A 13,760-nucleotide genomic window follows, 5' to 3' on the forward strand; every position below is an offset into this window, starting at 1 on the left:
AGGTTGGGGCGGAGTTCCGGCTTCGCTTCAGCCTGCCTCTAAATCTCGCCTGACATTTCGCGCCGCCGCCGGTCCAGCTCTTCCGTATAACGCCGCAGCGTGTGGCTTTCGGAAAGCTGCCCCACCACCTTGCGCTCGATCTGGTTGTTCACCACCGCCAGCGCTTCCGCCTCCGTCCGGTCGAACATTGCTGCCGCCTGTTTGGCATTCATGCCTCGAAGCAGCACGTCGTTCTTGTAGCGGATGAACGAGGAAAGCTCGGGTTTCTCCTCGCCGCCCTCGGTCGCCGCCGAATAGACTTCCGGGGTGAGAATGATCCCGACATATCTTTCGGTCTCGTCGATCACGATCACGCGCTGGGTTGAACCGATCGGAAAATCCTTGCGGAACTCGTCGAGCGTCATTCCCGCCTGCGCCGTCTTCACATCGGAGCGCATCAGCTTGTCCACCGTCAGGTTGCGGATCCAGCCGATATCATGCGCGCTTCTGATCCCTTCGCCACGCAGGTGAAAACGCCACGTCGCGAACGAATAGCCGAAGCTGGTGCGCACAACGACCGATGACGTGATGACCGCCGCAAGCGCCAGTGCCGTGATCGGAAAGTCGCCGGTCACTTCCAGCGCCAGAAACGTCATCGTCAGCGGTCCGCCGATCACCGCCACCGCCATCGCGCTCATGCCGACCACCGCATAGATGACCGGCGTCAGCGTTGCATGGGCAAACAGGAACGGCGTCGAATAGGCAAACAGTTTTCCGATAAGCGCGCCTAAAAACAGCGAGGCGAAGAACAGGCCGCCACGGAAGCCGGCGCCGATGGTGATTGCCGATGCAACGGACTTGAGCAGCAGAAGTCCGATCACCGCCCCGATCGCCATGTGCTGGTTGAGGCTTTCGTGCAGCGCGCCGTGTCCGGCCGAAAGCACCTGCGTATCGATCAGCGCCAGCAGCCCAACGATCAGTCCTCCGAGCGCGGGACGGAAGACGGGGGAGATCGAGCTTTTGCGCGCCTGCTCCTCGACCTTCGAGACACCTTTCATCAGCAGGATGCCGCAGCCCGCACACACAATCCCGAGCATGACGGCTGGAAGATAGTCTGCCGGAACGACCGTGCCGATCTCGCCGATATCGATCATGAATTCGTCGCCGACGAAAAGCCGCGTCACGAAGGTCGCGGCCAGTGCCGCGACGACCACCGGCGCAAGGCTGACAATCGTATAGGTGCCGATGATCAGCTCGAAAGCGTAGAAAGAGCCCGTCAGTGGTGCGTTGAACGCCGAAGCGATTGCGCCTGCCGCCCCGCAGCCAACGAGAATGCGCATGTCCGAGCGGCGCAATTGCAAAATGAGACCGATCTTCGAGGCGATACCGGACGAAAGCTGCGTATAGCCTGCCTCCAGTCCTATCGAGGCGCCAAAACCGTTGGAGATCAGGTTCTGTACCGCAACCACGATACTGTCCGTCAGCGACAACCGGCCGCCATGCAGTGCATTGGCCTCGATCGGGTCGACCATCGGCTTTTTACGCCACTTCTTCAGGATCAGGAACACGATCCCCATCACCACGCCGCCTGCGGCCGGTGCCCAGAGCACCACCATCGGATCGAGCGAGGTTGCCGCGCTAAGCCTCTCGTCGGGACCGATCCCGAAGATCAGCACCTGGACCTCGTGGGCGATGAAACTCATCGCCGCCACGGCAAGCCCGGCAAGCACGCCGACCACAGCCGCCATCGCGATCAGGCCGAATTCGCTGCGCCTGATTAATATGCGCAATTGGGTCGGATGCAGCAGGTGGCGCCAATCGGGCAATCGATCTGGCAGGCGGTCGAGGAGGCGTTTCAACATCTTGGGCAGTCTGGGTTTGCGATATCGATCGCTAACTAGTGTAGGTTTCGCCGAAGCAAAGACGGCGGCAACAGGTCGGAGGTGATCAATCCTTGCGGAAGACGATGCTGGCACCCCAGCCGGTTACCAGCGCAATCAGCACGCAGAGCAGGCCATAGGCAAACGGCTGGTTATGAGCGGTGTCGGTGATCGCCTGTTCGAGGCCGGTCTTGACCACACGGAGCGGAATTTCGCGCTGGGTCAGCAGCGTACCGCTCTTGAACAGATAGGCGCGCACGATATGCACCCCGTCCGGAACATTGGCCGGCAGCCTAAGCGAGGCGCGGAACAGACTGGATGAGACGAAACGAACGCCGCTCGCTTCCTTCTGGTAAAGGCCTCCAGCCAGCTTCAGCCGTCGATAGGCCTCGCGGAAATCGGAAAGCTCACCGACATCACGGATATAGCCGATCGGGTTGAGCGCCAGATGTTCGATGCCGACACCCGCCGTATTGATCGGCGGCAATTGTGTGGGGTCGTCGAGCTGGCGGGTGCTGGCGATCGAATAGCTTTCCGGCACCTGCTCGAAGATCATCGAATCCGTGTTCACCCAGACGCCGAAGATGCGCTCCTTCTTGCGCACGGTGGCATAGTCGCGCGGGCCTTCGAGCGTGACGATGATGTCATAGCTGCCGATCGCGAGCAGTAGTTCGTCCGGATTTGTCATCGCCCCGAACACGGTTAGGTCGGCCCCGCGAAAATCCGAGGCGATCGCGATCTCGTTGGTCGAAACCCCGATATCGAGCCCTTCCTTTGCGCTCGAGGCCTCGCCCATCGGGATTTGCGCAAATCCGTTGGTCGCAGGGATCAGCAGCAGCGAGAAGAGGAGGGCGAGACGGCAAAACATCAGTAACCGATCCCCCCGACTGCAACCGAATAGAGATCCTGCGGGCGGATGAACAGGCCGACGGCAAGTCGGATGCCGACCGCCAGAACCAGCAGCGCCAGAAGAGCGCGCAGCTGTTCGCCGCGCAGCTTCTGCCCTACGCGTACGCCATACTGTGCGCCGATAACGCCCGCCACCATCAGGATGAAGGCAAGCACGATATCGACGGAATAGTTGGTCGCCGCCTGCACCATGGTCGTATAGGCGGTGACGAAGATGATCTGAAACAGCGACGTCCCGACAACGACATTGGTCGGGATGCGCAACAGATAGATCATCGCCGGCACCATGATGAAGCCACCGCCGACACCCATGATCGAGGTGAGGATGCCGATCAGGAAACCGAGCGTCACCACCGGAATGGCCGAAAGATAGATCCTCGACTTCTTGAAACGCATCTTCAGCGGCAGCCGGTGCACCCAGTTATGCTGGCCGGGACGCTTCAAGGGAAGCGGCTGGTTTAGCTTCGCCTTTCGCATGGCGCGCAGGCTTTCCTGCAGCATCAAAAGGCCGATCGTCGTCAGAAGCACGACGTAGAGAAGCGAGATGAACAGGTCGAGCTGGCCGATGCTGCGCAGCCACGAGAAGATCCACACGCCGACCGTCGCCCCGACAAGACCGCCGACAAGCAGCACCGTGCCGAGCTTCATGTCCAGCGTGCCGCGCCGGAAATGCGTGATCGCGCCGGAAACCGAGGACGCGACCACCTGGTTCGCCCCGGTCGCGACCGCAACGACGGGCGGAATATTGTAGAAGATCAGGAGCGGCGTGATCAGAAACCCGCCGCCGACGCCGAACATGCCGGACAGGAAACCGACGGCCGCACCCATGCCGAGGATGATGAAAATATTCACCGAAAGCTCTGCTATGGGCAGGTAGATCGTCACGGTTGACCCCGACAAGGCGAAACAGAACAACCTCGTCCAGCAGGCGATTTCTCGCTTGTCTGATGAGGTGGTGGGAAAGTGTCTCACATGCCGGGTGAACAAGGCATGAAGATGTCTGCTCCACATGCCTGCGCAGGCGTCAGGCTGTCAAACCCGCATGGGCGCGTCAGGGTATCGCAAGCCTTTGATTCGGCCGTTTTCTCAGCGGCGTGGCGAATATGCCGCGTCACCGCAAACCCGGTCGTTTTAGTCGTGATTGGAGATATGCGTGGGCGCACCAAAAAAGCCGGACCGAAAACGGACATGCCGTCTCCGGTCCGGCGACTGGAGCTTATCCATTCCGCTTGAGAAGTTCACGCACCATCGCGTCGTCCACCTTGCCGGTCGGCTCCTGGCCGATCGAACTCTGGAACGCCTTGATCGCCGCAACCGTCTTGGCGCCCATTTTGCCGTCCGGCGTGCCGGCATCGAAACCGTTCTTGTTGAGAATGGCCTGGATGTTGCGGATCGCCTTGGTCATGTCGATCGATGCAGTGGTCAGTTTCTTGCCGGAAACCCATTCGTCCGGAATGTTAACGGCATTGGCATTCGGGTCGAGCGGCTTGGCGGTCCAGGCATTCAGCTTGGCGCGAGCGCTTTCCAGCTGCTCCTTGCGCATCGCCTTGCCCACCTCTTCCTGCTTGGCGGCAGCATCCGTATCGCCACCCCTGGCAGCTACGCCGAACCACTTGTAGCTCTCTTCGAGATCTTGGCGCACGCCGTTGCCGCGGGCATAGAGGATCGCGAGGTTGAACTGGCTATCGGCAACGCCGTGCTCGCTTGCCTTGCGGAACCAGTCGACGGCCGCCGCATAGTCCGGCTGGCCGGCAGCCCCCGAAGCGTAAAGAACCGCGAGATTGTGCATCGCGCTGGCATTACCCGCCTGCGCCGCCTGACGATAATAGGAAATCGCCTCGCCGAGATTGCGCTCGACGCCGGTTCCCTTCTCCAGAAGGTTGCCCATCCGATACTGCGCCGGCGCAAGACCGCGATCGGCCGCAAGCTTGTACCACTTGGCGGCTTCGCCGAGATCGGTCGTAACTCCGCGGCCGTCGCTGAAGCGTGCACCGATTTCAAACAGCGCATTGGCGTCACCGGCCGCTGCCGCATCGGCCATCGACTGTGGTTCGATACCGGCAGGCACGGCGATCGAGGCGTGTTCGACCGGCGCGATCGGAGCCGCCGGCAGGTCTTCCGCCGGAGCTTCCGCAACCACATCCGAATCGCTTGCCTGCGGCGCTGCAGCCTCGGGTGTATTTGCCATTTGCTCCGCCGGCGGAGCAGTTATCTCTGGCGCAGCGCTCTGCGGTAAGACCGGAGTCTCGGAAGCCGCCGGCGTCTGCGGAACCAGAGCGGCAGGCGTCGGCGCGCTTGCCTCGGGAGCGGCCGCAATCACCGGCTGCTCGACCGAAGCCACCTGCGGTGCCGGGCTGCCGCTCGTCACGGTCTTGATCAGCGGCATTGCCATCAGCGCCAGAAGCACGGCGCCGACTGCCATCAGGATCGGCCGGCGATGGCGCGAAAAGGCCGATGCGCCCTTTTCCTTCTCTGCCTTGCCGATAGCAGGCTTCGCCTTGGCGGGTTTGGCCTTTGCAAGCGAGCCCATCTGGGAAGGATCGGCCTCCTGCGCGGCGGCCTTTGCGGCCCGGCGGGCAGCAGCAATATAGTCGGCGCGGTCGCCTGTGCGATCGCCACCCCGCTCGCTGCCGAATTCTCCGGCTGCCTGGCTGGCTCTCACCCGCTCAAGGATCTTGCGAACGTCCGGCGCACCTGAACCCGGTTCCAGAAGGTCGTTTTCGCCTTCGCTCTCCAGCATGTCGCCGGCAACCACGGCATCGTCTGCCGAAGGATCGATCGATGGCGTCGGGTCGACGAAGGTGCGTGCCTTGGCAGGCTTGTCCTGCTTCGAGCCGGGGAGAAGGCGCTTGGCCAGCCCGCCGAGCAGGCTCTTCTTCGCAGGCTTTTCTTCGTCCTCAATGTCCGTCTCGGCATCGACCGGCAAGAGCATCGCCGGAACATGATCGGCCATGGTGGAACCGATCGCGCTGGTCTCTCTCAACCGGGCTTCCGTGCGCGGCATGTCGAGGTTGGCCAGTTCACGATCCGCTTCGGCTGAAACGGGCGGCATCGCAACGGGTGCCGCCTCGCGCGCCACCGGCATGTCGCGCTGGATCGGCGCAGCCGCAAAGGCCGGCTGGCGAACAGGCTCTTCGTTTCGATAGGACACGGCAGGCGCAGTCGCAAACTGGCCTTCCAGCTGGTCCAGCCGTTCGGCGATCTGCACCAGCGTGCCGTGCAGTGCCTCGAACGTCTGGTGTGTCCGGCTTTCGGAACCGCGCGTCAGCTCTTCGAGATGCTTCAGGTCGTCGGCAAGGGCTGCAAGTGCCGCCATGTCTCCGCTTGTGCCGGGCGCGCCGGCACTCAGATTACGTGAATAGGCCTCGACCACCGCTTCGGCCGCCTGCCGGGCGGCCTCGACGATATATTCGTCATTGGTCGCCATATAGCCTTCGATCGCCGCCATGCGGCTGTCGAATTCCGGCGGCCATGCGGCGGGCGTACTGCTCGGCTGCGAAATCAGCGTCGAAAGATTGGCAATCTGGGCTTCCAGCCCGCGCAGCGCCTCGTCGTCATTGCGTGGAGCGGATGTTGCCTCGTCCAGTTGCGCTGCAATCGCGCTAAGCCTGTCCTCGATCCGCACGAAAGCGCCGTCATCGGCATGCAGGGGCCGCGGCTGCTGTTCCATCTCCTCAATCCGGCGCGACAGATAATCGAGCCGCTCGCCAAGCCCCTCGGCGCCAAAACTCGTGTCCAGCGCATCGATCTTGCGCGAAATGTCGGAAAGGTAGTTGGTGACGTCTTCCTGCTGGCCGGGAACATGCATCTGCTGCACCAGCACCGAAAGCTGTTCGATACGCTCCTGCAGCTGTGCCGTTGCCTGCTCCTCGGCCATGTCTTCGATTTTGCCGGCGAGCAGCTCGATCCGCATGGAAAGACCGTCGGTGGCGCTCTGGTCGGCAGTGTAGCGGCCGATCGTTTCCACCTGTTCCATCAGCCCGGCCAGCCGGTCTTCAAGCCGGTCTTGCAGCCGCTGCATCGCAAGCTCGTCCTGCGCATTGGCAGCGCTGGCTCGGGAATTGGCGGCAATTGCGCGGCTGATCTCGTCCAGCCTGTGGTCCAACTGGCTGAACTGTTCGGTGATCGCCGCGTCATTCGGCTTCATGCGAGAGCCGAGCTGTTCCATCATGCCGGCAAGCGCCAGCAGCTTCTGTTCCAGCGCGCGAATGGTCGGGCTGTCCGCCATCACGCCGAGCTGGTTGCGAATTTCGTCGACCCGGTAGGCAAGCGCCACCAGTTCTTCGCGCAGCGCACTCGTGTCGGCGTCCTGAAGGCGTTCTTCCAGCCCTACCCACTGGTCCTGCATCTGCCGCAGCGATTCCTGCCGGGCAAGCCCGTCCATGACGGTCCGCAAATCCTCGAATTCGGAACGCAAGCCCGAAGCGCCTGGAGCGGATTGCATCGCAAGCTGGTCGATGCCCTGGGCCAGCCGTGCAAGGTCCGCCTGCACATCCTGCGTGAAACGCGAGTCCTCCGCCTGGGCGCGGATCGCACGCACTTCATCCTTCAGCGCCAGCATCTCGTGCGATACGCCTTCGGAAATGTCGCGCTTGAGATCCTGTCTCAGGCCGGAAAGCGTCTCGGTAAATTCACGAATGTCGGCACGGCGCTGGTTGGCCTCGGCCACGCGCGTGGCAACCGCCGGCTGGCGAATGTCTTCGCGGCGGGTGCCGGTGCGCTGTTCGGTGCGAGCGGGTGCTGCAGGTATCGCTGCACTGTATTCAAAACGGCGGCTGCTCTGGCCTGCCTGTTCGAGCATGCGTTGCCGCTCGCGGATTTCCGCCAGCGGGTCGCGCGCACGCTCCGCGTAGCCCGCATCGACGGGGCTCGCCTTCGCGCGCGGATCAGGCCCGGCCGGCATACGCGGCTGTCGATTGTCGTCAATGGCTCTTTGCGGTGCGGCTACCTGTGCTTGGATCGGCGCCTGTGCCGGCGCGCGTCCGCCTGCCATCAGGCCCTGAATGCGTGCTTCCAGTCCCTCGATTGTGCGGCTCAGCGCATCCAGCGACGAGCGGTCTCGGTCGCCGTGACGGGGATGTGCCGATCGTGATCCGTTCATGTGCTCGCTCGTTTCGACGTTGATCCTGCCGGTCCGACTCTGAACGTTTCCCCCGGAGGTATTCCTCCATGAGTAAAACAGAATATTAGAGAAACCTTACGCAAGACTTGCCATTGTGACGGTTTGAACGCTTTTCGAAGCAAACGCACCGAACCGTCAGATCGCCTACTATCTCTGCAAACATGGTAAACAACCCGTTAAAGCTGCTTCAGATTTTAACTATTTCACAACATTCTAATATTTATGCCGCGGCTGACTTCGCACCTGCCCGCCCTATCTCCGCGCCTGTGGCCTCATAAATTGCGTGTGAGTACCAATTGACGTTTACGCGCACGTCAATTAAATGACGAATGCAAGAATTGGCAGTGTCAGCGCAGCGGCCCTTGATCGGGACGCTTTCGGAAACGAAGCGCAGAAGGAGTGGTGCTGCCGATGAAGATGACAGGGAGGATGCTCATCGATGCCAATCTATAAGGCCCCGACCACTGATACGCTCTTCATTCTCAACGATGTTCTGGGCCTTGAGCGCTATGGCAACCTGCCCGGTTTCGCCGATGCCTCGCCGGACATGATCGAGGCGATCGTCGGTGAAGCGGCAAAGGTGGCTGAGGAAGCACTGTTTCCGCTCAATCTGTCAGGCGATCAGGAAGGCTGCAGCCGAAGGGATGATGGCTCAGTCACTGTACCGAAGGGTTTCAAAGAGGCCTATGATCAGTATTGCCAGGGTGGCTGGATCGGTCTTGCTGTGCCGGAAGAGTTTGGTGGGCAGGGGCTTCCCTATACTCTGCATGCCGCCGTCGGCGAATACATGTCGTCAGCCAACATGTCGCTGATGATGTATCCGGGCCTGACGCAGGGCGCGATCGCCGCCATCCTCGTCCACGGTTCTGATGAGCAGAAGGCCACCTATCTGCCGAAAATGGTCGAAGGCACATGGTCCGGCACCATGAACCTCACCGAGCCCCATTGCGGCACCGATCTCGGCCTGCTGCGCACCAAGGCCGTGCCGCAGGGCGATGGCTCCTACAGGATCTCCGGCCAGAAGATTTTCATCTCCGCCGGCGAACACGGTATGACGGACAACATCATCCATCTGGTTCTCGCCCGCATCGAAGGCGCGCCGGAAGGCACCAAGGGCATATCGCTCTTCATCGTCCCCAAATTCATCGTCGGTGAAGATGGTTCGCTCGGCGAGCGCAATGGCGCGACCTGCGGAGCGATCGAGGAAAAGATGGGCATCCACGGCAATTCCACCTGCGTCATGAACTATGATGATGCCACCGGTTACCTGATCGGCGCGGAGAACAAGGGCCTGTCGGCCATGTTCGTGATGATGAACGAGGCCCGCCTCGGCGTCGGCCTGCAGGGCCTGTCGATCGCCGAAACCGCCTATCAGAACGCCGTGGCCTATGCCAACGAGCGCATCCAGGGCCGTTCGCTCTCCGGCGCCAAGGCACCGGACAAAAAGGCTGATCCCATCATCGTTCACCCGGATATCCGCCGCTCGCTGATGACCATCAAGTCCTTCAACGAGGCAGGCCGCGCCTTCCTTCTCTGGACCGCGCTGAAGTCCGACATCTCTCACCGCTCGCCGGATGAAAAGGAACGCCAGAACGCCGATGACTTGCTCGGCCTCGCGACCCCGATCCTCAAAGGCGTCCTGACCGACAAGGGTTTCGACCACGCCGTCATGGCCCAGCAGGTTTTCGGCGGTCACGGTTACATCGAGGAACACGGCATGAGCCAGTATGTTCGCGATGCCCGCATCACCATGATCTATGAAGGCGCGAACGGCATCCAGGCGCTCGACCTGGTTGGCCGCAAACTGGCCTTGAACGGCGGCCGCGCGGTGATGGCCATGTTCAAGGAAATCGGCGATTTCTGCGAGGAAAATCGCGCCGACGAAGCGATGGCTCCCTTCACCAAGGCTTTGAAGAAAGGCCTCAACGACCTGCAGGCCGCAACCATGTGGTTCATGCAGAACGCCATGGCCAAACCCGACAATGCCGGCGCCGGCTCCACCGACTACATGCACCTCTTCGGCCTTGTGACCTTGGGCTATATGTGGGCCAGGATGGCAAAAACCGCTCAGGAAAAGCTTGGTAGTGGTGACCCGCGCGAGGAGTATCTGAAGAACAAGCTCGTCACCGCGCGTTTCTATATGGAAAAGATCATGCCGGAAACTGCGTTGCGCAAGGTGCGCATCGAGGCGGGCAGCGACAGTGTGATGGAACTGGCTGCGGAAGCATTCTGAACCATTTTTAAGGACAAGGCGCTCCGAAGTGCCGCCCTGAAAGGGAAAACGGGAGAGACAACACCATGACCGAAGTCTTCATTTACGATCACGTGCGCACGCCACGCGGTCGCGGCAAGAAGGATGGATCCCTGCATGAGGTTCCGTCCGTCCGCCTCGCCGCCAAGACGCTGGAAGCCATCCGCGACCGCAACGGGCTCAACACCGAAACCGTCGACGACATCATCATGGGCTGCGTCGACCCGGTGATGGATAGTGGCGCCGTCATCCCCAAGGCCGCCGCCTTCGAAGCCGGTTATTCGACCAAGGCCCCCGGCATGCAGATCTCCCGCTTCTGCGCGTCAGGCCTCGACGCTATCAATTTCGGCGCCGGCAAGATCGCGGCCGGTTCGGATGACATCGTCATCGCCGGCGGTGTCGAGAGCATGTCACGCGTCGGCATGGGCATGTCCGGCGGCGCCTGGTACATGGATCCTTCGGTCAACTTCCCGGCTTATTTCATGCCCCAGGGCGTCTCGGCCGATCTGATCGCTACCAAATACGGTTTTTCCCGCGATGACGTCGATGCCTATGCCGTCGAAAGCCAGAGACGCGCCGGAAAAGCTTGGGATGCCGGCTACTTCAACAACTCCGTCATTCCCGTAAAAGACCAGAACGGCCTGATCATCCTCGACCGCGATGAGCACATGCGTCCGGGAACCGACATGCAGGCGCTCGCTTCCCTCAACGCCTCCTTCCAGATGCCGGGCGAAATGGGCGGCTTCGAAGCCGTCGGCATTCAGGCCCATCCGGAAATCGAGAAGATCAACTATGTCCACCATGCCGGCAACTCGTCGGGCATAGTCGATGGCGCTGCTGCCGTCCTGATCGGCTCGAAAGCGGGTGGCGAGAGCATGGGCATCAAGCCGCGTGCCCGTATCCGCGCTTTCGCCAATATCGGCTCCGACCCGGCTTTGATGCTGACCGGCCCGGTTGACGTCACCGAAAAGCTTCTCGCCCGCACCGGCATGAAGATTTCCGATATCGATCTGTTCGAACTCAACGAAGCCTTCGCCGCCGTGGTCCTGCGCTACATGCAGGCTTTCGATATCAGCCACGACATCATGAACGTCAACGGCGGCGCCATCGCCATGGGCCACCCCCTCGGCGCCACCGGCGCGATGATCCTCGGCACCGTTCTCGACGAACTGGAACGCCGCGACCTGAACACCGCACTGGTCACGCTCTGCATCGGCGCCGGCATGGGCACGGCGACGGTGATCGAGCGGGTTTGAGAGGGTCTTAACCCTCCCCCTTGTGGGGAGGGTGGCCGGCAGGCGGGAGGGGTCTCACGACAATGAAGATCCCCTCCCCAACCCCTCCCCACAAGGGGGAGGGGCCCAACCGCCAGAATTTCAGGGAAGAGGAAATCCCACCATGAGCACAACCAAGAATTTCACCGTCGAAACCGACGCGGACGGCATCGCCCTCATCACCTGGGACATGCCCGGCAAGTCGATGAACGTCTTCACCGTCGAAGTCATGGACGAACTCGAGGCGATCCTCAAAGCCACCACCGAAGACACCGCCATCAAGGGCGCCGTCTTCACCAGCGGAAAGTCCACCTTCTCCGGCGGTGCCGATCTCACTATGATCCGCGGCATGTTCTCCATGTTGCAGGATGAACGCGCCAAGGATCCCGCGGCCGCAGCCCAAAAACTGTTCGAGGTTGCCGGCCGCATGACCTGGCTGTTCCGTGCCATAGAGACCTGCGGCAAGCCCTGGGTCTCGGCCATCAACGGCACCTGCATGGGCGGCGCATTCGAGCTGTCGCTCGCCTGCCACGGCCGCGTCGTGTCGAATGCGAAGTCCGTCAAGCTGGCGCTGCCCGAGGTCAAGGTCGGCATTTTCCCCGGCGCCGGCGGCACCCAACGCGTGTCCCGCCTCACCGATGCCCAGTCCGCCCTGCAGATGATGACCACGGGTCAGTCGCTTGCGCCTGCGCGCGCCAAGGCCATGGGCCTCGTCCATCAGGTCGTCGAACCCGATCAGCTCGTCACCGCCGCAAAACAGATGATCAAGGATGGCCTGAAACCCGTCGCCCCCTGGGATGAAAAGGGCTTCAAGGCCCCCGGCGGCGGCGTCTGGACACCCCAGGCCGCCCAGCTCTGGCCCGCAGCCCCGGCAATCCTGCGCCGCGAAACCGCCGGCAATTATCCCGGCGCGCTCGCCATCCTGAAATGCGTCTATGAAGGCCTGCAGCTTCCCTTCGATACGGCCCTGAAGGTCGAGCAGCGCTATTTCACGCAAGTTCTGCAGACCACCGAAGCCTTCTCGATGATCCGTTCGCTGTTCATCTCCATGCAGGAACTCGGCAAGGGCGCCCGCCGCCCGGCCGGTGTGGAAAAGAGCGAGTTCAGAAAGGTCGGCGTCGTCGGCGCCGGCTTCATGGGCGCCTCGATCGCCTATGTCACCGCCGCCGCCGGCATCCCTGTCGTCCTCATCGATCGCGATCAGGCCGCAGCCGACAAGGGCAAGTCCGTCTCGGAAAAACTGGTGGCAGACAGCATTGCCAAGGGCCGCATGACGAAGGAGGAGGGCGAAAAGCTCCTCTCGCTCGTCACCCCCACGCCCGATTACGCAACCCTCTCGGATGCCGACCTCGTCATCGAAGCCGTCTTCGAAGATCGTGCGGTGAAGAAGGCCGTCATCGAACAGATCGAGGCCGTCATCCCGGAAACCACCGTCTTTGCTTCCAACACCTCCACCCTGCCGATCACCGGTCTCGCCGAAAATTCAAAACGCCCGGACCAGTTCATCGGCGTGCATTTCTTCTCGCCGGTCGAAAAGATGATGCTCACGGAAGTCATCCTCGGCAAAGACACCGGCGACAAGGCGCTGGCGGTCGCGCTGGATTTCGTCGCGAAAATCAAGAAGACCCCGATCGTCGTCAACGATACCCGCGGCTTCTTCGTCAACCGCTGCGTCTTCCGTTATATCAACGAGGCCTATGACATGCTCACTGAGGGCGTGCCGGCCGCAATGATCGAGAATGCTGCCAAGATGGCCGGCATGCCGGTCGGCCCGCTCTCGCTCAACGACGAAGTCGCCGTCGATCTCTCCCAGAAGATCATGAAGGCCTCTATCGCCGATCTCGGCCCTAACTCGGTCAAGCCCGAGCACATGGACCTGATCGACAAGATGGTCGACGTGCTGGATCGCCGCGGCCGCAAGAACGGCCAGGGTTTTTACGACTACCCGGCCAAACCGGCCAAAAAGTCCCTCTGGCCCGGCCTCAAGGACCTCTATCACCAGAAACCGGCATCAGAAATCGACGTTGAAACCCTCAAGCAGCGTTTCCTCGTCACGATCGCGCTGGAGGCCGCCCGCACGGTGGAAGAAGGCATCGTCACCGACCCCCGCGAAGCCGATGTCGGCTCGATCCTCGGCTTCGGCTTCGCGCCTTACACGGGCGGCACGCTGAGCTATATAGACGGCATGGGCGTAAAAACCTTCGTCGCGCTGGCCGAAAAACTGGCGTCACAATACGGCGATCATTTCGCCCCGACCCCGCTCCTGAAGGACATGGCCGCCAAGAGCGAAACCTTCTACGAGCGCTTCAACCCCTATGCCGAAGTCGGCAAAGCGGCTTGAGGCC

The 13,760-nt window shown here is 61.7% G+C and carries 7 protein-coding genes; 3 read left to right on the plus strand and 4 right to left on the minus strand.

Annotation, left to right across the window (positions count from 1 at the left end; genetic code table 11):
- Positions 1-38 precede the first annotated feature (38 nt).
- From MRBLMR1_RS15340 to MRBLMR1_RS15355, 4 genes are all read right to left on the minus strand, one after another.
- Positions 39-1,841, minus strand: a complete 1,803-nt coding sequence (locus MRBLMR1_RS15340) for a chloride channel protein (protein ID WP_148148288.1) — start codon at positions 1,839-1,841, stop codon at positions 39-41.
- A gap of 85 nt (positions 1,842-1,926) precedes the next feature.
- The gene (locus MRBLMR1_RS15345; protein WP_148148287.1) at positions 1,927-2,727 is read right to left on the minus strand and encodes a TIGR02186 family protein; all 801 of its coding nucleotides are present in this window, start codon (positions 2,725-2,727) and stop codon (positions 1,927-1,929) included.
- Positions 2,727-3,653, minus strand: a complete 927-nt coding sequence (locus MRBLMR1_RS15350) for a TSUP family transporter (RefSeq protein ID WP_148148286.1) — start codon at positions 3,651-3,653, stop codon at positions 2,727-2,729. Before MRBLMR1_RS15350 ends, MRBLMR1_RS15345 begins: the two co-directional genes overlap by 1 nt.
- Positions 3,654-3,984: 331 nt before the next feature.
- Positions 3,985-7,869: a peptidoglycan-binding protein gene (locus MRBLMR1_RS15355; protein WP_148148285.1), complete on the minus strand. Its 3,885-nt coding sequence runs from the start codon at positions 7,867-7,869 to the stop codon at positions 3,985-3,987.
- A gap of 460 nt (positions 7,870-8,329) precedes the next feature.
- Here MRBLMR1_RS15355 and MRBLMR1_RS15360 point away from each other — a divergent pair, with 460 nt between their 5' ends.
- The 3 genes from MRBLMR1_RS15360 (at position 8,330) to MRBLMR1_RS15370 (ending at position 13,756) form a co-directional block, all read left to right on the plus strand.
- Positions 8,330-10,123 carry an acyl-CoA dehydrogenase C-terminal domain-containing protein gene (locus MRBLMR1_RS15360; RefSeq protein ID WP_148148284.1) on the plus strand — a complete coding sequence of 598 codons (1,794 nt, stop codon included), beginning with the start codon at positions 8,330-8,332 and terminating at the stop codon, positions 10,121-10,123.
- Between the two features lie 65 nt (positions 10,124-10,188).
- Entirely contained in the window at positions 10,189-11,397 is a 1,209-nt protein-coding gene (locus MRBLMR1_RS15365) for an acetyl-CoA C-acetyltransferase (protein ID WP_148148283.1), read from the plus strand.
- Positions 11,398-11,539: 142 nt separating this feature from the next.
- Positions 11,540-13,756 (plus strand): FAD-dependent oxidoreductase, encoded by a 2,217-nt coding sequence (locus MRBLMR1_RS15370; protein WP_148148282.1) that lies wholly within the window; start codon positions 11,540-11,542, stop codon positions 13,754-13,756.
- The last annotated feature ends 4 nt before the right edge of the window (positions 13,757-13,760 follow it).

The organism is Neorhizobium sp. LMR1-1-1.1 (assembly GCF_040675795.1).
Lineage (GTDB): Bacteria > Pseudomonadota > Alphaproteobacteria > Rhizobiales > Rhizobiaceae > Neorhizobium > Neorhizobium cellulosilyticum.

Bases quoted from the DNA above. Each gene is read 5' to 3' on its own strand.
- MRBLMR1_RS15345 (WP_148148287.1), bottom strand. From the start codon at position 2,727: ATGTTTTGCCGTCTCGCCCTCCTCTTCTCGCTGCTGCTGATCCCTGCG.
- MRBLMR1_RS15360 (WP_148148284.1), top strand. From the start codon at position 8,330: ATGCCAATCTATAAGGCCCCGACCACTGATACGCTCTTCATTCTCAAC.
- MRBLMR1_RS15340 (WP_148148288.1), bottom strand. From the start codon at position 1,841: ATGTTGAAACGCCTCCTCGACCGCCTGCCAGATCGATTGCCCGATTGG.
- MRBLMR1_RS15355 (WP_148148285.1), bottom strand. From the start codon at position 7,869: ATGAACGGATCACGATCGGCACATCCCCGTCACGGCGACCGAGACCGC.
- MRBLMR1_RS15370 (WP_148148282.1), top strand. From the start codon at position 11,540: ATGAGCACAACCAAGAATTTCACCGTCGAAACCGACGCGGACGGCATC.
- MRBLMR1_RS15365 (WP_148148283.1), top strand. From the start codon at position 10,189: ATGACCGAAGTCTTCATTTACGATCACGTGCGCACGCCACGCGGTCGC.